This is a genomic window from Pedococcus sp. (genome assembly GCF_036000045.1).
Taxonomy (GTDB): Bacteria; Actinomycetota; Actinomycetes; order Actinomycetales; family Dermatophilaceae; genus Pedococcus.
Genome location: NZ_DASYGF010000002.1, coordinates 1 through 21842, shown reverse-complemented (window position 1 = coordinate 21842; position 21842 = coordinate 1). Strand labels below are relative to the sequence as shown.

General features: G+C 70.2%; 24 protein-coding genes. 11 read left to right on the top strand and 13 right to left on the bottom strand.

From position 1 onward, the window contains the following. Position 1 precedes the first annotated feature (1 nt). From dtd to VGN50_RS00145, 5 genes are all read right to left on the bottom strand, one after another. Positions 2-427: a D-aminoacyl-tRNA deacylase gene (gene dtd, locus VGN50_RS00165; RefSeq protein ID WP_327442600.1), complete on the bottom strand. Its 426-nt coding sequence runs from the start codon at positions 425-427 to the stop codon at positions 2-4. A gap of 6 nt (positions 428-433) precedes the next feature. After that, a complete protein-coding gene (locus tag VGN50_RS00160) occupies positions 434-1414 on the bottom strand; it encodes an asparaginase (protein WP_327442599.1) in 981 nt (326 codons plus the stop codon). A 71-nt stretch (positions 1415-1485) separates the two neighbouring features. Then, entirely contained in the window at positions 1486-2172 is a 687-nt protein-coding gene (locus VGN50_RS00155; protein WP_327442598.1) for a hypothetical protein, read from the bottom strand. Positions 2173-2183: 11 nt separating this feature from the next. Continuing rightward, positions 2184-2648 (bottom strand): helix-turn-helix transcriptional regulator, encoded by a 465-nt coding sequence (locus VGN50_RS00150; protein WP_327442597.1) that lies wholly within the window; start codon positions 2646-2648, stop codon positions 2184-2186. A 142-nt stretch (positions 2649-2790) separates the two neighbouring features. Beyond that, on the bottom strand, positions 2791-3636 hold the full coding sequence (locus tag VGN50_RS00145; RefSeq protein WP_327442596.1) for a 3-keto-5-aminohexanoate cleavage protein: 846 nt from the start codon (positions 3634-3636) through the stop codon (positions 2791-2793). 120 nt (positions 3637-3756) lie between these two features. Here VGN50_RS00145 and VGN50_RS00140 point away from each other — a divergent pair, with 120 nt between their 5' ends. Continuing rightward, the gene (locus VGN50_RS00140) at positions 3757-5169 is read left to right on the top strand and encodes a polysaccharide biosynthesis tyrosine autokinase (RefSeq protein WP_327442595.1); all 1413 of its coding nucleotides are present in this window, start codon (positions 3757-3759) and stop codon (positions 5167-5169) included. A gap of 41 nt (positions 5170-5210) precedes the next feature. Here the strand turns inward: VGN50_RS00140 and VGN50_RS00135 are convergent, their stop codons facing one another. Then, positions 5211-6281 carry a folate-binding protein gene (locus VGN50_RS00135; RefSeq protein WP_327442594.1) on the bottom strand — a complete coding sequence of 357 codons (1071 nt, stop codon included), beginning with the start codon at positions 6279-6281 and terminating at the stop codon, positions 5211-5213. Beyond that, positions 6266-6682, bottom strand: a complete 417-nt coding sequence (locus VGN50_RS00130; protein WP_327442593.1) for a Fur family transcriptional regulator — start codon at positions 6680-6682, stop codon at positions 6266-6268. The genes VGN50_RS00135 and VGN50_RS00130 overlap by 16 nt, the downstream gene beginning before the upstream one ends. A 112-nt stretch (positions 6683-6794) precedes the next feature. Here VGN50_RS00130 and VGN50_RS00125 point away from each other — a divergent pair, with 112 nt between their 5' ends. Next, entirely contained in the window at positions 6795-7754 is a 960-nt protein-coding gene (locus tag VGN50_RS00125) for an LCP family protein (RefSeq protein ID WP_327442592.1), read from the top strand. 22 nt (positions 7755-7776) lie between these two features. Here VGN50_RS00125 and VGN50_RS00120 read toward each other — a convergent pair whose 3' ends face one another. From VGN50_RS00120 to VGN50_RS00110, 3 genes are read right to left on the bottom strand one after another with little or no spacing between them, the layout of a single operon-like run. After that, the gene (locus VGN50_RS00120; RefSeq protein ID WP_327442591.1) at positions 7777-8718 is read right to left on the bottom strand and encodes a hypothetical protein; all 942 of its coding nucleotides are present in this window, start codon (positions 8716-8718) and stop codon (positions 7777-7779) included. Next, complete coding sequence (locus VGN50_RS00115) at positions 8718-9314, bottom strand: low molecular weight phosphatase family protein (RefSeq protein WP_327442590.1); 597 nt, start codon at positions 9312-9314, stop codon at positions 8718-8720. The genes VGN50_RS00120 and VGN50_RS00115 overlap by 1 nt, the downstream gene beginning before the upstream one ends. A gap of 7 nt (positions 9315-9321) precedes the next feature. Then, complete coding sequence (locus VGN50_RS00110) at positions 9322-9819, bottom strand: FABP family protein (protein ID WP_327442589.1); 498 nt, start codon at positions 9817-9819, stop codon at positions 9322-9324. Positions 9820-9940: 121 nt separating this feature from the next. On the opposite strand from VGN50_RS00110, the gene VGN50_RS00105 reads away from it, so the two are divergent. Beyond that, positions 9941-10309, top strand: a complete 369-nt coding sequence (locus VGN50_RS00105; RefSeq protein ID WP_327442588.1) for a DsrE family protein — start codon at positions 9941-9943, stop codon at positions 10307-10309. Between the two features lie 9 nt (positions 10310-10318). Here the strand turns inward: VGN50_RS00105 and VGN50_RS00100 are convergent, their stop codons facing one another. Together VGN50_RS00100 and VGN50_RS00095 are read right to left on the bottom strand one after the other, a co-directional pair. Continuing rightward, the gene (locus VGN50_RS00100) at positions 10319-11164 is read right to left on the bottom strand and encodes a hypothetical protein (protein WP_327442587.1); all 846 of its coding nucleotides are present in this window, start codon (positions 11162-11164) and stop codon (positions 10319-10321) included. Between the two features lie 16 nt (positions 11165-11180). Then, positions 11181-11435: a MoaD/ThiS family protein gene (locus VGN50_RS00095; RefSeq protein WP_327442586.1), complete on the bottom strand. Its 255-nt coding sequence runs from the start codon at positions 11433-11435 to the stop codon at positions 11181-11183. A gap of 95 nt (positions 11436-11530) precedes the next feature. On the opposite strand from VGN50_RS00095, the gene VGN50_RS00090 reads away from it, so the two are divergent. The 8 genes from VGN50_RS00090 (at position 11531) to pstB (ending at position 20660) form a co-directional block, all read left to right on the top strand. After that, positions 11531-12220 carry a response regulator transcription factor gene (locus VGN50_RS00090; RefSeq protein ID WP_327442585.1) on the top strand — a complete coding sequence of 230 codons (690 nt, stop codon included), beginning with the start codon at positions 11531-11533 and terminating at the stop codon, positions 12218-12220. A gap of 41 nt (positions 12221-12261) precedes the next feature. After that, the gene (gene mshD, locus VGN50_RS00085) at positions 12262-13203 is read left to right on the top strand and encodes a mycothiol synthase (RefSeq protein WP_327442584.1); all 942 of its coding nucleotides are present in this window, start codon (positions 12262-12264) and stop codon (positions 13201-13203) included. A gap of 4 nt (positions 13204-13207) precedes the next feature. Next, entirely contained in the window at positions 13208-15466 is a 2259-nt protein-coding gene (locus VGN50_RS00080) for an RNA degradosome polyphosphate kinase (protein WP_327442583.1), read from the top strand. Further along, on the top strand, positions 15463-16419 hold the full coding sequence (locus VGN50_RS00075) for an NUDIX hydrolase (RefSeq protein WP_327442582.1): 957 nt from the start codon (positions 15463-15465) through the stop codon (positions 16417-16419). Before VGN50_RS00080 ends, VGN50_RS00075 begins: the two co-directional genes overlap by 4 nt. A gap of 218 nt (positions 16420-16637) precedes the next feature. Further along, a complete protein-coding gene (gene pstS, locus VGN50_RS00070) occupies positions 16638-17795 on the top strand; it encodes a phosphate ABC transporter substrate-binding protein PstS (RefSeq protein WP_327442581.1) in 1158 nt (385 codons plus the stop codon). Between the two features lie 105 nt (positions 17796-17900). Further along, on the top strand, positions 17901-18911 hold the full coding sequence (gene pstC / locus VGN50_RS00065) for a phosphate ABC transporter permease subunit PstC (RefSeq protein ID WP_327442580.1): 1011 nt from the start codon (positions 17901-17903) through the stop codon (positions 18909-18911). Continuing rightward, positions 18908-19843 carry a phosphate ABC transporter permease PstA gene (gene pstA, locus VGN50_RS00060; protein ID WP_327442579.1) on the top strand — a complete coding sequence of 312 codons (936 nt, stop codon included), beginning with the start codon at positions 18908-18910 and terminating at the stop codon, positions 19841-19843. Before pstC ends, pstA begins: the two co-directional genes overlap by 4 nt. Before the next feature lie 40 nt (positions 19844-19883). Beyond that, entirely contained in the window at positions 19884-20660 is a 777-nt protein-coding gene (pstB, locus tag VGN50_RS00055; RefSeq protein WP_327442578.1) for a phosphate ABC transporter ATP-binding protein PstB, read from the top strand. A 63-nt stretch (positions 20661-20723) separates the two neighbouring features. On the opposite strand, the gene VGN50_RS00050 is transcribed toward pstB, so the two are convergent. Beyond that, a complete protein-coding gene (locus VGN50_RS00050; RefSeq protein WP_327442577.1) occupies positions 20724-21359 on the bottom strand; it encodes a hypothetical protein in 636 nt (211 codons plus the stop codon). Positions 21360-21842 lie beyond the last annotated feature (483 nt).

The window sequence follows — 21842 nt, the reverse complement described above, 5'->3', positions numbered from 1 at the left end:
CTCAGACGTCCACGACCAGAGTCACCGGCCCGTCGTTGACGAGGTCCACCTGCATCAACGCGCCGAAGCGACCCGTTCTCACCTCGACACCCCGCTCGCGCAGCCCCGCCACGAGCGCGTCGACCAGTGGCTCGGCCAGCGCGGCCGGTGCGGCGTTGTTCCACGACGGCCGCCGGCCCTTGCGCACGTCGGCATAGAGCGTGAACTGGCTGACGACCAGGACCGGAGCACCCTCGTCGAGGACCGAGCGCTCGTCGTGCAGGATGCGCAGCTCGCTGACCTTGCGGACCATGGCGTCGACCTGCTCCTGGCCATCGGCGTGGGTCACGCCGACGAGGGCCACCAGACCGGGTCGGTCGAGCTCGCCGACGACCTCGCCGTCGACGAGGACCGCAGCTCGAGTCACCCGCTGGAGAACAGCGCGCATGGCCCGTCAGATGTTGACGGCCACGATGGCGCCGACCGGCTCGCCGTGGCCCAGCACCGGGGAGCTCTCGAGCTGGGCCAGCGCGCCCGACTCCACGCCCAGCCTGCGCAGCACGGCGGCCAGGATCACCGGCTTGGCGCGGGGATAGCCGTCCGCGACCTTGAGCGCGACGCCACGACCGTCGGCCAGGCCCACGGCATAGACCGACTCCGCCCCGTCCTTGGCGACCAGGCCGGGCGTCTGGGCGATCAGGGCGGTGACATCGCGTCCGGTGCCGCCGAGGTAGTCGGGGTGGGCGCGGATCGCGTCGGCGACCTCGGCCTCGGCGGTGCCGGGCTGGGCGCTGGCCAGCCGCCCGAAGGAGCGTGCCAGTCCGGCGAGAGTGACCGCCATGACCGGGGCGCCGCACCCGTCGACCGCGACGGCGCCGATCGGGTCGCCGGTGAGCTCGGAGAGGGTCTGTGCGATGGCCTGCTGGAGGGGATGCTGCGGCTCACGGTAGGTGGCGGTGTCCCAGCCGTTGACGACACACGTCGCGAGCATCGCCGCGTGCTTGCCGGAGCAGTTCTGGGTGATCGGCAGCTTGCGGCCGCCCGCGCGGATGACCGCCTCGCGCGACTGCTCGTCGACCGGGTAGTCCGGGGTGTTCTGGAGGTCGGCCTCAGACAGCCCCGCCGAGGCGAGCATCGCGCGGACCCCCGACACGTGGAAGTCCTCACCCGAGTGGCTGGCCGAGGCCAGCGCAAGGTGCTCGGCCGGCATACGCAGGCCTGACCGGACCATGGCCACGGTCTGCAGCGGCTTGTTCGAGGACCGGGGGAACACCGGGTCGTCGACGGCACCGAGCGCCAGCAGGTGGGCGCCGTCGGACGAGGTGGCGACCACGGAGGCGCGGTGCGCGGACTCGACGAAGCCGCTGCGCACGTAGTGGGCGAGCACGGGAGCCTGGTCGAGGGCGGGCGGGGTGGTCGTATGCCGCGTGGTCACCCGCCCACCCTAGCGACGCCGACGGCCCCCTCCTGGTGGGGAGGGGGCCGTCGGGGCCTGTGCGGGGAAGGTCAGTCGCCGACCTTGTCGGCAGCGGCCGTGGTGGCCTTCTCGGCGGTCTTCGCAGTCGTCTTGGCCGCCGTGGTCGCGCGCTTGGACGCGGACTTGGTGGTGCGGGCCGACTTCTTGGTCGTCGTCGCGGTCCGCTTGGCAGCGGTGCGGGTGCGGGCAGCGGACTTCTTGACCTCAGACGACGCGGTCAGCGTGTCGTCGATGACCGTGCCGGCGACCGTCTCGGTCGCGCGAGCGGCCTCGCGACGGCCGGTGGTCAGCGTGGCCTTGGCGGAGCGCTGGATCTCGCTGGCGGACCGGCGGGCCGTCGTGACAGCGCCCTTGCCCAGCGACACGGTGGCCTCGGCCTGGGCGATGAGGTCCTTGGTGGCCTTCTGGGTGCGGATCCGGTGGACGAGACGCTCGCCGCGGGCGGCGACCGACTCGTAGGACTCCTGCGCCCGACCGGCCAGCTCGATGCTGCGGTTGAGGGCCAGCGCCGGCAGCTCCTTGCCCTGCTCGGCCACCTCGGCGACCCGAGCCTGCGCCTTGTTCTGCAGCTTGGTGGGCTCGAGCTCACCACGCACGGCTGCCGCTCGGACCCGGGCGTCGCGGACCTTCTCGACGGCCAGGTCGGTCAGTCCCACCGCAGCGAACACGGGGGTGGTGTCTGTGACGGTCTTGCGGATGTCGGCAACGAGTGCCATGGGATCTCTCCTTATTTGCGAGGGGCTTTGGTGGTCTTGGCCGATGCGGTCGTCTTGGCCGCTGCGGTGGTCTTGACCGGTTTGGCGGCCGCACCCTTTGGTGCGGCGCCCTTCGGTGGACCGACGAACGAGTCGTAGATGTCCAGGAGCGCGCCCTTCTGGCGCGCCGTGAGCCTCGGGTCGGCCTCGATGACCGCCCTGGTGTCGAGCGGGTGGTCGTCGTGCCCGTGACGCTCGTCGAGGATTCCGGCCCTGACGTAGAGCGACTCGGCCGAAACCTCCAGGCCCTTGGCGAGCTGTTGGAGGATCTCGGCACTCGGCTTCTTCAGGCCGCGTTCGATCTGGGACAGGTAGGGGTTGGAGATGCCGGCCAGCTCTGAGAGCTGGCGCAGCGACAGCCGGGCGGACTGACGCTGCTCACGCAGGTAGTCACCCAGGTTGTTACCGCTGAGGGGACCCAGCGGGAGGCGGCTCATGTCTCCATCATGCTTGCCGCAGTTAGCAAAACGCAAACTGCGGGCAGCGTGTTGCTGGTCACACGGTGAACAGCGCCCCCTGTCACCCGGTCTTTGATGGGTCTGGGCTGCCAGGACACCCAGACCCATCAAAGACCCATGGTCAGGCGCGGCGGCGGTCCTTGACCCCCAGGACAGCGCGGGCAGCGTCGGTCGACATGGCCGGCCGCTGCATCAGCTCCGCGAGCGTGGCCGCCCGCTCGACCAGCTGGGAGTTGTGCTCGACTGGGACGCCCCGGGCGAAGACGACGTTGTCCTCCATCCCCACGCGCAGATGTCCGCCAGCGGCGAGGGCGGTCGCCACGATGGGCAGGTGGCTGCGGCCGATGCCCGTGGCCGCCCACGACGTCACCTCCGTGGGAAGCATCGCGACTCCGGCGAGGAGCGCAGCGGGAGTGCCCGGCATACCCCCCGGAACTCCCGTCACGAAGTCGACGTGCACCTTGCCCCCGAAGGGCAGGCCGTGGGCGTCGATCAGGCGCGCCAGGGAGGCGACGTGGCCCAGGTCGAACAGCTCGAACTCGGGCACGACCTCGCGCTCCTGAGCCTGCACGTAGAGGTCGGACATGAAGCCGTAGGGGTTGAGGAAGACGTCGTCACCGAAGTTCGTCGTGCCGCAGGTCAGGCTGCATGCGTCCGGCTCGGCGTCGAGCACCGTGAGGCGCTGGTCGAGCGGGTCGTGCACGCTGCCGCCGGTGGACAGCTGGATCACCAGCGACGTCTGCTCGCGCAGGGCTTGGACGGCCGCCTTGAGGTAGCTCGCGTCCAGCGTGGGCCGGTGGTCGGCGTCGCGGATGTGCAGATGGATCATGGACGCCCCCGCACGTTCGCAGGACGTCGCCGTCTCGACCAGCTCGTCGAGGGTCGTCGGAAGGTGGGGAAAGTCCGACTTGGCGAGCTCGGCGCCGGTGGGCGCGACCGTGATCAAGGTGCCCGGAGTCATGGCCATGGCGTCATCATGGCAGTCGCTCTCAACGGGCACTCAGCGCGGGCTATGGAACACTGGCCTGGGCGTCAAGGCCCAGGCCGCCCCACCGCGGCCGGTGGGACATCGAGTGAAAGCGAGACCGTGAACCTTCACGACTACCTCCGGGTGATGCGCAAGCGCTGGCGCACCATCACTGTGGCCACGCTGCTGATGGTGGCCCTGGCGGCCCTCTACACGATCACCAGCCCCAAGGTCTACGAGGCGCACACCCAGCTGTTCGTCTCGACCTCAAGCGGTTCGGACACCACCGCCCTGCTCCAGGGCAACACCTTCACGCAGCAGCGGGTGAAGTCGTACTCGGACCTCATCACCACGCCCACCGTGCTCGACCCTGTGATCCGCGACCTCCACCTCAACACCACCGCCGAGGCGCTGGGTCAGCGAGTGACAGCCAGCGTCCCGCTCGACACCGTGCTCATCGACGTCATGGTGGACGACCCCAACCCTCAGCTCGCGACCGCGATCGCCAGCGCGGTCGGCAAGCAGTTCTCTCGCAGTGTGATCGACCTCGAGCGGGTGTCCGACAGCAGCCCGAGCCCGGTCAAGGTCTCGGTCGTCACCCCTCCGTCCGTGCCCTCGGCGCCGACGAGTCCCAAGCCGACACGCAACATCGCCCTGGGCGTCGTCCTGGGGCTGCTGGTCGGACTCGGCGCAGCGCTGCTTCGGGACTCCCTGGACACCTCGGTCAAGAGCGAGCGTGACGTCAAGGAGACGACCGACGAGACGGTCATCGGCACCATCGCCTACGACCCCGACGGGCAGAAGCACCCCTTGATCGTCCAGTCCGATCCCCACGGCCCGCGGGCGGAGGCGTTCCGTTCCCTGCGGACCAACCTGCAGTTCGTGGACGTGGCCAACCACCCCCGCTCCATCGTCTTCACCTCGTCGCTGCCCGGCGAGGGCAAGACCACCACGGCTGCCAACCTCGCCATCAGCATGGCCGCGGCCGGTGCTCGGGTCTGCGCCATCGAGGGCGACCTGCGTCGACCGCGCCTGCTGCGCTACATGGGCCTGGAGGGCTCGGTGGGCCTCACCAACGTCCTCATCGGGCAGGCCGAGCTCGCCGACGTGCTCCAGCCGTTCGGAGACACCAGCCTTCAGGTGCTGGGGGCCGGCCAGATCCCCCCGAACCCGAGCGAGCTCCTGGGCTCCGAGACGATGGCCTCACTGATCACCACGCTGGAGAAGATGTTCGACTACGTCATCATCGACGCGCCCCCCGTGCTGCCCGTCACCGACGCCACGGTGTTGAGCACGCTCACCGGCGGCACGGTCGTCGTCGCGGGGTGCGGCGTCGTCAACAAGGAGCAGCTCACCCGCTCGATCGAGGCACTGCGCAGTGTCAAGGGCGACGTCATGGGCATCGTGGTGAACCGGAACCCCACCCACGGGGCCCACGCCGAGAGCTACTACTACCGCGAGGGTTACGCTCCGCAGGCCGCCGAGCCGTCCCGCAAGGGCCGTTCGAGAGAGCGTCAGTCCGCCGCCCTCTGAGCGGCACGAGTGCCTACTGCTCGACGAGCAGGCTGGGGCCCCTAGGGCGCGACGACCGCCACCTGGGCGGCGCTGACGCCCCCGATGTCGAGCTGCTCGTCCGTGGGGACGTTTCGCTTGACCAGCGCCAAGGCGATGGGCCCGTCCTCGAAGTGGCGAGACACCGACGTCAGGTGTCCGACCGGACGCTCGCCCAGCGTCACGGCCGCGCCCACGGCTGGAAGCGTGTGGCCGGAACCGTCGAGGTGGAGGAACACCAGGCGTCGGGGAGGCCGGCCGAGGTTGTGGACCCTGGCGACGGTCTCCTGGCCGCGGTAGCAACCCTTGTGCAGGTGCACGGCGGTGCGCAGCCAGTCGACCTCGTGGGGGATCGTGCGGTGGTCGGTCTCGAACCCGAGCCGCGGGCGCCACGCGGCCACGCGCAGGGCCTCGCTGGCCCAGCTGCCTGCCAGGTCGCGGTCCCCGACCGCCTCCTCCAGCTGCGCGCGCGGCACGAGCACCTCACGCCAGGCCCGCCCTTGCGCGGGGTGCCCCTCCACGGGCCCGTAGGCCGCGGTGTCACCCACGAGGCCCGGCCAGGGATCCCGCCAGGCCAGCGGCTCACCGGGGTGTGACTCCTGCGCATTGGCCTCGCCGATGACCGCCCAGTCGCCGGAGCGGTCGGTCACCTCGACCCGGAGCATGAACCGCATCGAGTTCAGCCAGGCCGTCAGCGGTGCGGCATCGCCCGGTTCGGTGGTCACCCACGTCGCCTCTCCGTCGTCCACGACATGGAGGTCGTGCTCGATGTGCCCCTTGGGGCTGAGGACCAGCGACTCGGTGGACGCACGGGGCCCCAGCCCAGTCAGCTGCTGGGTCGTGAGCGAGTGCAGCCAGGACAGCCGGTCCGGGCCCGTGACCGTGACAACACCACGGTGGGAGAGGTCCACCACCGCGAGCCCCTCGGTCAGGAGTCGCTGCTCGCGCATCGGGTCGCCGTAGTGCGCGGCGACCGTCGCGTCGGCACCGTCGCCTTCGACGGCTCCGGGACGGCCCAGGAGCGGGGAGGGTGCCGGTCGCTCGAGGGGGGCAGTGGGCTCGGCGGTCGCCGAAGCCCCTAACGGGTCGCGCATGAGCTGCATCGTCCGTGAATTGCCATATGAGTCACGTCAGCAACAAAGCCGTTGACGCGCAGAACATTCCCGGCGAAGCCGTCAGCGAGCTCGGACGGGCATTGCTCGACCCGCCCGCAGTCGCGACAGACGAGATGGATGTGGTCGGCATGCTCGGCCAGGTGAAAGCTCGGAGCCCGATGGTCCAGGTGGGTGTGGCTCACCACCGCCAGCTCCTCGAGAGCGTCGAGGGCGCGATAGACGGTCGACGGCGCCAGGGGCGGCCCACCGTCGGAGGCGACGGCGGCGACGACCTCCTCGGGAGTCGCGTGAGCCAGCCGTCTCACGGCGTCCAGAACTCGCTGCCGCTGCGACGTCATCCGGCGTCCGCGCGCCCGCAGCTGCTCGCCGACGTCGTGCATCACCCCACTCTACGGTCGTTCAGCCGCCTCCAAGGTCGGCCATCCCTACACTGGCCGGGTGCTGGATACCTTCGAGGAGACGCCGACCCGCCCGCGCCGCAAAGGGTGGAGGGTGCGTCGTGTCGTAGCGATGGCGCTCGCCCTGCTGCTCCTGCTCCTGGTCGGGGTCGTGGCGGCATACCTGCTGTTCCTCAACCACACGCTCACGGCCAACGTGAAGCACCAGTCGCTGCTGCCCACCCCGGGGGTCAGCGGCGCCGCCGCACCACCGGCGCGCAAGGCTGCAGCCAAGGACGCCCAGAACATCCTCATCATCGGCTCGGACTCCCGCACCACGGTGGCCGAGGGCCGGTCCGACGTCATCGTGCTCATGCACGTCGCCGCAGACCGCAAGACCGTCACGCTGGTGCACTTCCCGCGCGACCTCTACGTGAGCGTGCCCGGGCACGCCAAGGACAAGATCAACGCCGCATTCGCCTATGGCGGGGCGCCTCTGCTCGTGGAGACGCTGCAGAACCTCATCGGCGTGCCCATCGACCACGTCGCGGTCCTGGGCTTCGACGGGTTCCAGAAGATGACGGACGCCGTCGGCGGCGTCGACGTCTACGTCGAGGAGCCGGGCAGCAGCACCGCCTACAAGTACCACAAGGGCTACCAGCACATGGACGGCGCCGAGGCCCTCGCCTTTGTCCGCGAGCGTCACGCGCTGAGCGAGGGTGACATCTCGCGCGGCAGGCGTCAGCAGGCCTTCATCAAGGCGCTCCTGCTCAAGTCCCTGAGCAGGTCGGTCCTGACGAACCCGGTCACGCTCGCCCGTTTCGTCGATGCCGGCACCAAGAACCTGGCGGTCGACAACGGCTTCTCGGTGGCGGACATGCGGTCCGAGGCATTCTCGATGCGTAACCTGCGCAGCTCGGACATCGCCTTCGTGACCGCGCCGTTCACGGGGTTCGGGACGGCTCCGAACGGCGGGTCGATCGACATCGTCGACGAGCCGGGCATGCAGGCCCTCGGGGAGGCCCTGCAGAACGACCAGATGAGCACCTACACGGACCAGACGCACACGCCCTGACCAGGCCCCGACCTCTCGCGCGTCAGGCGGTCGTCCAGGTGCCGAGCGTGGCGTCCGACCGATAGACGGTCGACCCCACGCGCAGCCAGCCGCCGTCAGCCGCCACACTCAGGGCGACCGAACCCGGCGTCACCCTGCTCAGGTCCATAGCCACGCAGCCGATCACCGTCGCCGGCGCCGCCGGCCGCACCACGGCCAGACCGCGACAGGCCGCGATGCCCGTGACCACGGCATACGGCTGACTCTTGCTGTCGACCGCCACGGCGAGGCCCCCGGCCACCGAGCCCGCGCTCTGCCACGAGGACCCGGACTGGCTCACGAGCACCTCGCCCGAGTCGCACAGGGCCGCCGCACCCGCGTCGATCATCGACAGGTCCGTCACGGCGCCGCCGGGGCACGGCTTGCCGGTACCGCCGACGGGCAGGCCCACCGTCGCGGCGCTCCGCGGGTCACGGAACCAGACGCCCGCAGCCCGACTGGTACTCCCCCACGAACCCGACAGACTCGACGCGTGACGGATCGAGGGGACACAGCCGCCACCCTGGTCGGCACCGACGGCGAACAGGGACCTGTCGGGCCGGACACGCAGCCGCACGACGGTCTGGAACGGCGCAGGGCGAGACGTCCAGGTGGCACCCCCGTCCTGGGTGACCTCCACGGCAGACCCGCCCTTGTCGCAGCTGCCGACCGTGAACCGCACGGCCGTCTTCTGGTCGAGGGCGAACAGGCCCACCGACACCGGCGCGACGTCGACGCGCACCGTCGAGCCGGTGCCGGGCGACGTCGCTGCGGTGGCCGGGGCGCCGGTGGTGGTGGTGGTGACTGCGGCGCCCACCGGGCCGGCGCCGGTCGCCGCACTACCGGCGCTGTGGGTGCTGCCCATGGCCAGCGCGACCAGGACGACGTCGATCGCGAGGAACGCGGCAAGGCCCACCACACCGGCTCGTTCGGTGACCAAGCCCATCAGGCCCTCCCCAATGCCCTGGCCACGATGGGCAGGGCCTCCATGATCTGCGTCGCCATGCGGTCGAAGACGACCTGTGGTTGTCGATAAGGATCCACGATGTCGGCGTCATCATCGCGCAAGGGCGCGCGTGTCCCGCGCTGGGCCTTGGCGGCCATGACAACCGTGCGCAGGTGGTCGGCGGCCTCGCCCGTCCCCATCGCAGCGCCTGCGTCGGGCAAGCCGTCGCCCAAAGGCACTACGAGGTCGGCGAACTCGCGAAACGAGAAGACGTACTGCAGGGCCTTCGGGTGCAAGGCCGCGACCTTGCCTCGGTGTGCTCGCGTCGCGGTCAGGACGAGATCCGCCTCCGCCACCAGCTCGGCGTGGAGCTGGCGCGCGACGAACCCCTCGGCGGAGTATCCGTTGCTCTCGAGCAGGCTCCTGGCCGCCGGCTCCATCGACGACCCCACCAGGGCACCCGTTCCGGCACTGCGCACCTCGACGGCACCGGCTCCCCAGGAGCGGTCGAGCTCGGACTGGAGGGCGCGCTCAAGGAACGGTGAGCGGCAGATGTTGCCGGTGCAGACCATCAGGACTCGGCCCGGATTGCTCACCCCAGGCCTACGCGACGCGCTTGAGCTCAGCCGACACGTGGCTCTGCAGCGACTGGCCGACGGCGGCCATGTCCATGGCCCACATGAGGTTGGAGTTCACCAGGCCGTACAACCGGGAGCCGGCGTTGTACTCCTTGGCGTACGGACTGCGCAGCACACTGTCGGTGCGGAGCTCGATCTTGGCGGGCTCGGCAGTGCCGTAGTAGAGCTCGACGATGCCGCTCGGATGCGCCAGCAGCAGCTCGACCTGCCCCTCCTCGACGGGGCGCCAGAAGCCCACCTCGGTGGCCAGCGGCCGGACCTTGGCGCCGGCGTCGTCCAGCAGCCAGGTGCGGCTCTGCCATTCGAGGAACGGGCGCCCGTCATGGGTGACCTCGACCTCCTGGCCGAAGTGCACGGACTCGATCGTGGGGTAACCCACCACTCCCGCGCCCTCCCAGCGGCCGACCAGCCAGGCCAGGGGCGCCAGCTCGCGGGGCAGGTCGGTGTCGAGATGGAAGACCATCAGCGCGGCGTCTTCACCAGGCGGTAGACCACGAACGCGGCGAACCAGGTCACCACGACGGCGGTGAGGACGAGCAGGGTCAGGAAGAACGTGTGCACGGCCCAGATCGTAGCCTGTGCCCATGTCCGAACAGCGCGCTCTCCTGGTCGTCAAGGTCACCTGTGGCGTCGAGGCTCCCGAGCGCCTCAACCAGGCGTTGACGGTTGCCGCGACCGCCGTGGCCGGCGGGGTCGAGGTCAGCCTGTGGCTGACCGGGGAAGCGACGTGGCTGGCGGTACCCGGGCGCGTCGAGCTGGACCTGCCGTATGCCGCGCCGCTGACCGAGCTGCGCGACGCTGTGCTGGCCGAGGGCCGTGTCACGGTGTGTGGTCAGTGCGCGGCACGCCGGGAGCTGACCGAACGGGACCTCGTCGAGGGCGTACAGATCCGCGGGGCGGCGGCCTTCGTCGAGGAGGTCATGGCGCCGAGCGCACGCTCCCTCGTCTACTGAGGTGCGGCCTCAGGCGACGAAGTGCCGGACCACGCCGTAGACCACGACACCGATCACCATCGACGAGGACGCCGACATGGCGAGCTGAGCACGGGCCGACCCGGCCGAGGGCAGTACCGCCATGATGCGCCGGCAGGCGTGCGAGACGCCTGCGGCCATGAGGCCGAGCAGCACCATCGCGGCGGTCTGCGCCTCACCTGCCACGAGCCCGACTGCCAGCGCTGCCAGGCCCCCGAGCACCATGCCGATCGGGAGCGCCCACTGACGCAGCCGCTTCACCCCGATCAAGGGGTCGGCCAGCGCACCCACCCCTAGCCCGGCCATGGCGGCCGCGAGTGCGGCTCCACCGCCCAGGACGTGGGGCAGGGGGGCCAGCGCCACACCGGAGGAGATGATCGCCAGGCCGGTGGTCGTGCCGGCCACGGACTCGGTCAGGCGGGGCCGTCCGTCTCGCCGCATCAGCTGGTGGAGGAAGGCGATGACGACCGACACAGCCAGGGCCGCCGGCACCCAGGCGAGGAACGGGTCCCGCCGGGTCAGGACGACGGCGGCGGCCATCAGCAGGGTGCCGGTGGCCAGCACCCCCGTGCTGCCCCGCGGGCTGGGCAGGTTCAGCAGGACGGGCCAGCCCCACGCCAGGACGAGGCCACCGAGGACGACCGCCAGTGCCACGAGCTCGGCGCCGGCGAACCCGGTCAGGGCAATGAGGGCGGCATAGGCGACGGTGGCGAGCACGGTGAGAGGCCCCGGCGGGTAGATGCGACGCGGCGTACGCACCGAGGCCCCGGCGCGCCGCTCACGGCGCGTGGGTGGTGGTACCGCGGGGCTGGACGCCTGGTCCGGGAGGTCCGACACAGCCCGCATCCTCCCATCACCCACCGGCGAAGGGGGGCAGGACCTCCAGGACCGCCCCCGGAGCCAGGGCGGTGTCCGGTGGCGCGGCTCGCCCGTCCAGCAGCCAGGTGCTCACGGGCACGATCGCGCTCAATGCGGGATGAAGCCCGACCACGGTCGCCGCCGCATCGGCGACCGTGGGGCAGCCTGGGAGGGCCTCCTCGTCCACGCCGGCGGCCGCCCTCGCCCCCGCCCAGTAGCGGACCGTGACGGCACCCTGCTCACCCGGCATACGAGGCCCTCGGGAGGTGGGCGCATGCTGAGACGACGGTCTCATGATGTGTTCTTCCGCGCGTGTCCATCACGGGCACCGTATCCTTCCTGTGCATGGCCCGTCTGCTCCTGCTCACCAACTCCCTGGCGCCCAGCGCCGAGGTGTTGCCGGCGCTGGGCCTGCTGAGCCACCACGTTCGCGTCATCCCCGCCGAGCCCACGGCGCTGGTCGACGCACCCACCTGTGACGCCGTGCTCCTCGACGCGCGCCGCGACCTCGCGGTGGCCCGTTCGCTGTGTCGCGTGCTGCGTGTGTCCGGCATGTCGGTCCCCCTGGTCGCCATCCTCACCGAGGGCGGCATGGCCGGCCTCACCGCGGAGTGGGGGGTCGACGAGGTCCTGCTCGAGTCGGCCGGGCCCGCCGAGGTCGAGGCCCGGCTGCGGCTCGCGGCGGGGCGGCTCCAGGGTGAGCCCGAGGCCGAGGACGTCCAGATCACCTCGGGCGACGTCACCATCGACGAGGCGACCTACTCGGCGCGGGTCCGCGGCCGGCTCCTCGACCTGACCTATAAGGAGTTCGAGCTCCTCAAGTACCTTGCCCAGCACCCGGGCCGGGTGTTCAGCCGGGCCCAGCTGCTGCAGGAGGTCTGGGGCTACGACTACTACGGGGGCACGCGCACTGTGGACGTCCACGTGCGGCGCCTGCGCGCCAAGCTCGGGTCCGAGCACGAGGTGCTGATCGGCACCGTGCGCAACGTCGGCTACCGCTTCGTGCCTGCCGAGGACACCCCGGTCCAAGCCTGACCCGGGCGCGCCTCGCCCGTCGGCGTGGTCCAATGCTGGGCGTGCCTGTCCCCATGCTGAGCCGCCGCACGGTCCTGACGCCCGACACCGCGATGCAGGTGCGCGGCCTCGAGGCGCGCGCTCGCGCACTCGACGGCATGGGGGCGCTGTCGGAGCAGGCCCTGCTGTGGCTCGACGCCGTCGGTCGCGTCCAGCACCTGCTCGCGTATGCCGATGACACCCTCGCGGGCTACGCCCAGGTCGCGGTGGTCGACGACGAGGCGTCCGCAGAGCTCGTGGTCGACCCCGACCACCGCCGCCACGGGGTCGGCAGGGCGTTGCTCGACGCCGTGGCCATGCAGGCGCCGGGTGCGCGAGTGTGGGCGCACGGCAACCTGGCCCCGGCCCGGGCACTGGCGGCGAGCGCCGGCTGGGAGGTCGCCCGGGAGCTGCACAAGATGGCGCGGCCCCTGTCGACCGACGACCTGGCCCCCGATCGGGTCGCCCTGCCCGACGGCTTCTGGGCCCGGACGTTCGAGCCCGGACGCGACGAGCAGGCCTGGCTGGAGACCAACGCGGCAGCGTTCGCGCACCACCCCGAGCAGGGTCGGCTGGGGCTGGCGGACCTCGCGGAGCGGATGGCCCAGGGCTGGTTCGACCCCGAGGGCCTCATCATCGTCGAGACGCGCGAGGCGCCGGGCCGGGTCGCTGCTTTCCACTGGACCAAGGTCGACCCCGAGCAGCTGTCCTCCCTGGACCCCTCCCGCACCGCCGGCGAGGTGTACGTCGTCGGGGTGCACCCGGCATACCAGGGTCGCGGGCTGGGGCGCCCCGTCACCGCCCTCGGCCTCGCCCACCTGGCCCGGCTGGGGCTGCCCGAGGTGGTGCTCTACGTCGACGGCGACAACCGCGCAGCGGTACGGACCTACACGGGACTCGGTTTCCGCAGCATCATGGTCGATGTGATGTATTCGCATCCCGTTCACCTAGTCCCGGCAGGATGACCTCATGAGTGTGACGTCGCGCTCGCCGCTCGACACGACCCCCGATGCAGACCTGCCCGGGCAGGAGGTATCGATCGCCAGCGCACAGCCGCGGGCGTCCAACGGCCGGTTCATGAGAGTGGTCCCGGCCGGTGGCGCCGAAGTGGTCGACGGGCTGCCCGCGGACCGGTTCCTCGACCGCGAGATCTCGTGGCTGCAGTTCAACGAGCGCGTCCTGCAGCTCGCGGCCGACGACTCGATCCCGTTGCTGGAGCGCGCCAGGTTCCTCGCGATCTTCACCTCCAACCTCGACGAGTTCTTCATGGTCCGGGTCGCGGGGCTCAAGCGCCGCATCGCCACAGGTCTGGCCGTGCGGTCGGCCTCGGGCCTGGAGCCGCGGGAGGTGCTCGAGCAGATCTCGCTGGTCGCCCACGAGCTCCAGAGCATGCAGACCGCCGTCTACAAGGAGAAGGTCCAGCCCGCGCTCGAGGCCGAGGGCATCGAGATCGTGCGATGGGACGAGCTCAGCGACGACGAGCGGGCCGTGCAGTCCCAGCAGTTCGCCGAGCGCGTCTTCCCCGTTCTGACGCCGTTGGCCGTCGACCCGGCCCACCCCTTCCCCTACATCTCCGGGCTCTCGCTCAACCTCGCCGTCCTGCTGCTCAACCCCAAGACCGGCAAGGAGCACTTCGCCAGGGTCAAGGTGCCACCCTTGTTGCCCCGGCTGCTGCATATCGAGCCCGAGCCCGGTGAGCCGACCACGATCGACCTGTTCAGCACCCGCTTCGTGCCGCTCGAGGACGTCATCGCCGCACACCTCGACCTCCTCTTCCCGGGCATGGAGGTCCATGAGCACTTCACCTTCCGGGTGACGCGCAACGAGGACCTCGAGGTGGAGGAGGACGACGCCGAGAACCTCCTGACCGCATTGGAGAAGGAGCTGACCCGCCGCCGGTTCGGACCACCGGTCCGCCTCGAGGTCGACGAGGCCATGGACGACCACGTCCTCGACATGCTGGTCCGCGAGCTCGGCGTCAGCGAGAGCGAGGTCTATCGGCTGCCCGCACCGCTGGACCTGCGTGGCCTCAACCTCGTGGCCGACCTGGAGCGGTCGGACCTGCGGTACCCCGCGTTCCGTGGCATGTCCCATCCTGACCTGGCGCCGGCCGAGTCCTCCAAGGCGTCCGACATCCTCTCCGTGATCCGCGACAAGGACGTACTGCTCCAGCACCCGTACGACTCGTTCTCGACCTCCGTGCAGGCGTTCATCGAGCAGGCCGCGGCCGACCCGAACGTGCTGGCGATCAAGCAGACGCTCTACCGCACCAGCGGCGACTCGCCCATCATCGACGCCCTCGTCGACGCGGCCGAGGCCGGCAAGCAGGTCCTGGCGATCGTCGAGATCAAGGCGCGGTTCGACGAGCAGAACAACATCTCGTGGGCCCGCAAGCTCGAGCATGCAGGCGTGCACGTCGTCTACGGGATCGTCGGCCTGAAGACCCATGCCAAGCTCTGCATGGTCGTCCGCCAGGAGAACGACGGGACGCTGCGGCGCTACTGCCACATCGGCACCGGCAACTACAACGGCAAGACGGCGCGCCTCTACGAGGACTTCGGGCTGCTCACCTCCGACTCCCAGGTCGGCGAGGACGTGGCACGGCTGTTCAACCAGCTCTCTGGCTACGCCCCCCGCAGCAAGTTCAAGCGACTGCTGGTCGCGCCCCGGTCCGTGCGCAGCGGGCTCATCGAGGGCATCGAGGGCGAGATCGCCAAGGTCGAGGCGGGTGGCGAGGGGCTCGTGCAGCTCAAGGTGAACTCCATCGTCGACGAGGAGATCATCGACGCGCTCTACCGCGCCTCGCAGGCCGGGGTGCACGTCGACATCTGGGTCCGGGGCATCTGCGCCCTGCGCCCGGGTGCCGAGGGCCTCTCCGAGAACATCGAGGTCCACTCGATCCTGGGCCGGTTCCTCGAGCACTCACGCGTGTTCCTGTTCGGAGCGGGCGACGAGCCCGAGGTCTACATCGGCAGCGCTGACATGATGCACCGCAACCTCGACCGGCGCGTGGAGGCCCTCGTCAGGCTCAGCGAGCCGCGGCACGTGGCCGACCTGCAGTCCCTGCTGGCCAGGGGGATGAGCGGTGACTACTCGCACTGGCGGCTGAGCAGCGACGGCCGGTGGACGCGGGTGCACCTCGACGCCGAGGGCGAGCCGCTCGCTGACCTGCAGGCCACCATGATCGAGATCCACGGCAAGCGTCGCCGCAAGGCACGTCGGCGTTGAGCTCGCCCATCCCCGCCTCGGGCACGGTGCCCTGGCGACGCCGGCGCGGCCAGCTCGAAGTCGCCCTTGTTCACCGCCCGCGGTACGACGACTGGTCGTGGGCCAAGGGCAAGCTCGACCCCGGCGAGCAGTGGCCCGTGGCTGCGGTCCGGGAGACCCACGAGGAGACCGCTCTCGAGGTGACCCTGGGCCGGCCTCTGCCCGGTGCCGAGTACACGGTGCTCGACGGTGAGGGCCAGCCGGCCACCAAGGAGGTCCGATACTGGGCAGCCGAGGCTCGCAAGCCCGCCGGGCGGCTGCGCAACGAGGTCGACGAGGTCCGCTGGCTCGACGTGGTGGCCGCCTCCGACCGGCTCGACTACGCCCGCGACCGGGACCAGCTCAGGGCGGTGGTGCGCGCCGACAAGGCAGGCACCCTGACCACCTGGCCCCTGGTGGTCATCCGGCATGCCCACGCCACGGGACGCGGCTCATGGTCAGAGGATGACTCGCTGCGCCCCCTGAGCCCAGGCGGCCGCGCTCGGGCCCGCGAGCTGGCTCCCCTGCTCGCGGCATACGGCGTGACGAGGTTGGTGAGCTCACCGTCGGTGCGGTGCAGCGACACCCTGCGGCCCTATGCCGCCATGACCGGCCTGCCGGTCCGTCCCAAGGGCGGCCTCAGCGAGGAGGGGTATGCCGAGGACCCGGTGCGCGCCATCCGGCACCTGCGGCGCCTGGTCGAGCGGGGGACCCCGACGGCGCTGTGCAGCCATGGCCCGCTCATCCCCGACCTGCTCGCCGACCTGGCCCAGCTCGTCGACGACAGGGAGAGGGAGCCCGTCGGGCCCGAGGTGAAGGCCGTGCTCAGCGAGGCGGCGGACTGCAAGATGGCCAAGGGTGAGGCGCTCGTCGCCCACCTGGCCGGCAGCGGCGCGGAGGCGCGGGTCGTGGCCGTGGAGAGGCACCTTCCCTGATCAGTTACTGACCGGACCTTGACCGTCCGCTGGGGGGTCGTTCACGTGGCGCTCGCCACGACGACGGCGCCGGTTGGGCGAATGTCTGGCTGGCGTTCACCTTCCGTTCACCCACCACGGGCCACCGTGTCATCCGGGCTGCCTACCTTCGCATCGTCGGGCAGTCCGCCCGCCCCTTTGATTGCCCCGATTCCCCCCTGTGGAGAGGTTTGAACACCGTGAAGATCCAGCGTCTTGGCCTGTTGGCGAGCGTCGCCCTGGTCGGCTCCCTTGCCCTGACCGCGTGCGGTTCCAACAACAACGCCGGCTCGAGCGCGGGCGGCTCGGGCAGCGCCTCGAGCAGCGCGTCCGGCAGTGCGTCGTCCAGTGCGACCACGTCCTCGGACTGCCCCACCGGCGGCGGCACCCTGAACGCCGAGGGCTCCTCGGCGCAGAAGAACGCCATCGAAGAGGCCATCTCCTCGTTCCAGGACCAGTGCCAGGGCACGACCGTCAACTACAACCCGACCGGCTCCGGCGCGGGCATCAAGCAGTTCATCGGCGGCCAGGTCGACTTCGCCGGCTCCGACTCGGCGCTCAAGACGGTTCCCGTGGCCGGCAAGGTGGAGGCCACCGAGGCGGCCAAGGCGTGCGGCTCGCCTGCCTGGGACCTGCCCATGGTCACCGGCCCGATCGCGGTCTCCTACAACCTCAAGGGTGTCAGCAAGCTCGTGCTGGGCCCCGAGGTCATCGCCAACATCTTCAACGGCAAGGTGACCACCTGGAACGACCCGTCGATCGCCAAGCTCAACCCGGGCGTCACGCTGCCGAGCGAGCCGATCAAGGTGTTCTTCCGCTCTGACGAGTCAGGCACCACGGAGAACTTCACCAAGTACATGCACGCAGCGGCTCCGATGGCCTGGACCGCCGCGCCTGGCAAGAAGTGGACCGGTAAGGGCCAGGGCAAGGCGCAGACCGCAGGCGTGGCCGCTGCAGTGAAGGCCACCGAGGGCGGCATCACCTACGCCGAGTGGTCGTACGCGAAGGACAACAACCTCGGCATCGCCCAGATCGACAACGGCGCCGGCCCCGTTACCCTGACCGGCGACTCGGTCAGCAAGGCCGTCGCAGCCGCCAAGGTGGTCGGCATGGGCAACGACCTGAGCCTCAAGCTCAACTACGCCACCAAGGAGCCCGGCGCCTACCCGATCCTCCTGGTGACCTACGAGATCGTCTGCTCCAAGGGCAAGGACGCTGCCAAGACGGCCCTCACCAAGGCCTTCCTGAAGCACTTCGCCTCGGCCGACACCCAGAAGTCACTCGAGCAGGTCGGCTACGCTCCCCTGCCGGACAGCATCCGCACCAAGGTGGACGCGGCCATCGCCGCGCTCTCCTGACCCACCCGGTATGCCGGGGGGCTGGCTTTGCGCCGGCTCCCCGGCATACTCCTTGTCCTTAGATCCACGCAGTCCTCTAGATCCACGCACCCGAGAGGCGCAACGTTGAGCTCCGTGACCGGCGTGTCCCTCGCTGACGAGCTGCCTGGGCCCTCCGGCGGCTCCCCGCTCGGCGGGGACCAGGCAGGCACCGGACGGCTCGGCGACCGCATCTTCGGGGGAACGGCCAAAGGTGCCGGCGTGCTGGTCGTCGCCATGGTCACCCTGGTCGGCGTCTTCCTGCTGTGGCAGGCTGTGCCGGCGCTGAAGAACGACCACGTCAACTTCCTCACCTCTCGTGAGTGGTCGGTCGACGGTCCCCAGCTGCGCTTCGGCATCACCGAGCTGCTGTGGACGACCGTCGTGACCTCGCTGATCGCCATGCTGATCGCGGTCCCGGTCGGGGTGGCGGTCGCCCTGTTCATCACCCAGTACGCGCCGCGGTGGCTCGCGAAGCCCGCAGCGACCCTGGTCGACCTGCTGGCCGCCGTGCCCTCGATCGTCTACGGCCTGTGGGGCCTGCGGACGCTCGGGCCCGCGTACCAGCCGGTGCAGGACTTCCTACAGTCCAAGCTCGGGCACCTGCCGCTGTTCTCCGCGACGAGCGTGAGCGGGTTCGGCACGATCCTGTTCATCGGCATCGTCCTGTCGATCATGGTGCTGCCCATCGTCACGGCCCTGTCGCGCGAGGTGTTCGCGCAGACGCCGGTGACCCACAAGGAGGGCGCGCTGGCGCTCGGGGCGACCAAGTGGGAGATGATCCGGACGGCGGTGCTGCCGTTCGGGCGCCCAGGTGTCATCTCGGCCTCGATGCTGGCTCTCGGCCGCGCCCTCGGAGAGACGATCGCGGTCACCATCATCGTGTCGTCCCTCGCCGACGGCACCCCCTGGTCGTGGTCACTGCTCAACGGTGGAGAGACCTTCGCCTCACGCATCGCCAACAACGCCGCCGAGTTCGACAACCCCCAGAAGGCTGGTGCCTTCATCGCCGCCGGCCTGGTGCTGTTCATCCTCACGTTCGTGGTCAACGCGATCGCCCGGATCGTCATCGAGCGCAGGAAGGCCTTCTCCGAATGAGCGCCGTAGACACCAGCGTCTCGTCGTCTCGCGGTCCGGCGTCCCCGGCGGACCACTTCCCGCCCGCACTCGGTCACCCCGCCCGCGGACGCGAGCTCAAGGACCTGCTCGCCCGGGTCGTCATGTGGGCGGCCTTCCTCGTGGCTCTCGTGCCCCTGGCCTGGATCCTGTGGAGCGTCTTCTCGCAGGGCTACCACCTGCTGCTGCAGGCCCAGTGGTGGACCAACTCCCAGAAGGGCATCACCGCCCGCCACGTCGGCGGCGGCGCGGTCCACGCGATCCAGGGCACGCTCATCGAAGGCTTCGTGACCGCCCTGATCTCCGTGCCGATCGGGGTCATGACGGCGATCTACCTGGTCGAGTACGGCCGTGCGAGCCGGTTCGCCCGCGCGGTGTCGTTCATGGTCGACATCCTGACCGGCATCCCCTCGATCATCGCCGGGTTGTTCATCTATGCCGTGTGGGTGACGACCTTCCACTTCCAGCGCGTGGGCTTCGCGGTCTGCCTGTCGCTCGTGCTGTTGATGATCCCGGTCGTCGTACGGTCGACCGAGGAGATGCTCAAGCTCGTGCCCAACGAGCTGCGTGAGGCGGCCTACGCCTTGGGTGTGCCGAAATGGAAGACGATCATGCGCGTCGTGCTGCCGACGGCGTTCTCCGGCATCATCACCGGAGTCCTGCTGGGGCTGGCCCGGGTCATGGGCGAGACGGCGCCGCTGCTGATCCTCGGGCCCTACACCAAGTCGATCGCGACAGACCTGTTCGGCGGCCTGATCCCCACCCTGCCGACCATGATCAACCAGGACCGCACCGAGAGCCTCCAGCCCGCGGTCGACCGGGTGTGGGCAGCTGCCCTGACGCTGATCCTCCTGGTGCTCCTGCTCAACCTCGCCGGCCGCCTCATCGCGCGCTTCGGCTCCGTGAAGAAGTAGACCGGGCCACCCGGCATACCCCGAAGGACGAACCACGACCATGGCCAAGCGAATCGACGTGAGCGACCTCAACGTCTACTACGGCGCCTTCAAGGCCGTCGAAGGCGTGACGCTGACGGTGGAGCCCCGCTCGGTGACCGCGTTCATCGGCCCGTCGGGCTGTGGTAAGTCGACCTTCCTGCGGACGCTCAACCGCATGCACGAGGTCATCCCGGGCGGCCGCGTCGAGGGCAAGGTCATGCTCGACGACCAGGACCTGTACGCCTCGGGGGTCGACCCGGTGGCGGTGCGCCGGACCGTGGGCATGGTGTTCCAGCGTCCCAACCCGTTCCCGACGATGTCGATCTACGACAACGTCGCAGCGGGTCTGCGGCTCAACGGCGTCAAGGGGAAGAAGAAGCTCGACGAGGTCGTCGAGAAGTCTCTCAAGGGCGCCAACCTGTGGACCGAGGTCAAGGACCGGCTCAGCAAGCCCGGGGCGGGTCTCTCCGGTGGCCAGCAGCAGCGGCTGTGCATCGCCCGGGCTATCGCCGTGGAGCCGCAGGTGCTGCTGATGGACGAGCCCTGCTCCGCGCTCGACCCCATCTCGACCCTGGCCATCGAGGACCTCATCGGTGAGCTGAAGAGCAAGTACACGATCGTCATCGTCACCCACAACATGCAGCAGGCCGCGCGGGTGTCGGACCGGACGGCGTTCTTCAACCTCGCGGCGACCGGCAAGCCCGGCAAGCTGGTCGAGGTGGACGACACGCAGCGGATCTTCAACAACCCCAGCGTGAAGGCCACGGAGGACTACATCTCCGGCCGCTTCGGCTGACCTTCCCCCTCCCCCTCCCCGACTTATTGCCCTGAATCCACCGGTTTCGCTCGTGCAGGGCAATCAAGAGGTGGATTGAGGGCAATCGGTGAGGGCGGTGCGGTGGCATACGCAGACGAACTGCGCACGCACCCGCCCCGGATCCGCCGCCCATTCGGCATGCTGCCAACGTCTGACGACCCGATCCGGGCTCGAGACGATCTCGGCCGTGTCCCATCGGACGACCTGCAGGCCGAGGTCGCGGAGCCGGGTCTCCCGCTGCGCTGCGGCGATCACTCGTCGCGCGACGTCCTCGGGCTCTCGGCCGAACCCATCGGCGAACTCACCGAGATACTTCCCCCGGCCATCGGCCTCGCCCACCATCCCCCGCTCGGGCCATGCCGCGTCCACCCGCGCCACGAACTCGCCAGCCCAGTCGAGCACGATCACCTGAGGCACGCCGACCGGGATCTTACGTTGGACGAAGACGCCGGCCGAGTAGGACTCGAGCCAGCTCTCGCGGCGCCCGTCGATGACAGGTATGCCGCGTGCCGCCTTGGCGACGCCGGGCCAACGCCGCTCGTGGTGACGCATCTCGACCAGCTCGGTCACGGTCACCAGGCCCTGGCGGACCGCCCCGTCTGCGATCGCGAGACCATCGGGAAACCGTTCCTCTCGGAAGCAGTCGATCACGGTGCGCGCCGGCGTGGTCAGCCGCACGTCACTGACCTGAATGTGGGCAGGGGGCGTCTCACCTCGGTGGAACTGCACCCAGGCCTTCGCCCTGCTCGTTCTGTCATCATCACGAAGGGTCATTCGCGGAGGCCCCAGCCGCCCCCGGGGGTGCGGTAGGCCTAGCAGTAATCCGGCACTGCGATGGCTGAGCGTCGCTTCGGGAAACGCCCTCGCGGCAGCCCGCGCGAGCGCGGTGTGCTGCGCTCGGGGCGAGAGCTGTGACCACGGCGCCGAGGCGGCATACACCCCTCGGGCCAGACGGAGGACCTCTCCGCGCCCTACCGCTCCGGTCAGGGCCCGGTGCGTGATGGACGCTTGCGAGATCTCCGCCGCAAGGAAGGGCTGAGGCAGGTCATGGACGCGGCCGGGCATGACGCCACTGTCACGGATGACCTCCGAACCCCTCGGTGGGCTGGTCGACCCCTGTGGAAGGGCCGCATCGGGGCCATCCCCTTGGGGATCCGCCTC

Bases quoted from the DNA above. Each gene is read 5' to 3' on its own strand.
- pstB (WP_327442578.1), top strand. From the start codon at position 19,884: ATGGCCAAGCGAATCGACGTGAGCGACCTCAACGTCTACTACGGCGCC.
- VGN50_RS00155 (WP_327442598.1), bottom strand. From the start codon at position 2,172: ATGGCACTCGTTGCCGACATCCGCAAGACCGTCACAGACACCACCCCC.
- VGN50_RS00110 (WP_327442589.1), bottom strand. From the start codon at position 9,819: ATGGTCTTCCATCTCGACACCGACCTGCCCCGCGAGCTGGCGCCCCTG.
- VGN50_RS00150 (WP_327442597.1), bottom strand. From the start codon at position 2,648: ATGAGCCGCCTCCCGCTGGGTCCCCTCAGCGGTAACAACCTGGGTGAC.
- VGN50_RS00120 (WP_327442591.1), bottom strand. From the start codon at position 8,718: ATGGGCTTGGTCACCGAACGAGCCGGTGTGGTGGGCCTTGCCGCGTTC.
- pstA (WP_327442579.1), top strand. From the start codon at position 18,908: ATGAGCGCCGTAGACACCAGCGTCTCGTCGTCTCGCGGTCCGGCGTCC.
- VGN50_RS00145 (WP_327442596.1), bottom strand. From the start codon at position 3,636: ATGGCCATGACTCCGGGCACCTTGATCACGGTCGCGCCCACCGGCGCC.
- VGN50_RS00135 (WP_327442594.1), bottom strand. From the start codon at position 6,281: ATGCGCGACCCGTTAGGGGCTTCGGCGACCGCCGAGCCCACTGCCCCC.
- dtd (WP_327442600.1), bottom strand. From the start codon at position 427: ATGCGCGCTGTTCTCCAGCGGGTGACTCGAGCTGCGGTCCTCGTCGAC.
- VGN50_RS00130 (WP_327442593.1), bottom strand. From the start codon at position 6,682: ATGCACGACGTCGGCGAGCAGCTGCGGGCGCGCGGACGCCGGATGACG.
- VGN50_RS00095 (WP_327442586.1), bottom strand. From the start codon at position 11,435: ATGCCGGGTGAGCAGGGTGCCGTCACGGTCCGCTACTGGGCGGGGGCG.
- VGN50_RS00080 (WP_327442583.1), top strand. From the start codon at position 13,208: ATGAGTGTGACGTCGCGCTCGCCGCTCGACACGACCCCCGATGCAGAC.
- VGN50_RS00105 (WP_327442588.1), top strand. From the start codon at position 9,941: ATGTCCGAACAGCGCGCTCTCCTGGTCGTCAAGGTCACCTGTGGCGTC.
- VGN50_RS00090 (WP_327442585.1), top strand. From the start codon at position 11,531: ATGGCCCGTCTGCTCCTGCTCACCAACTCCCTGGCGCCCAGCGCCGAG.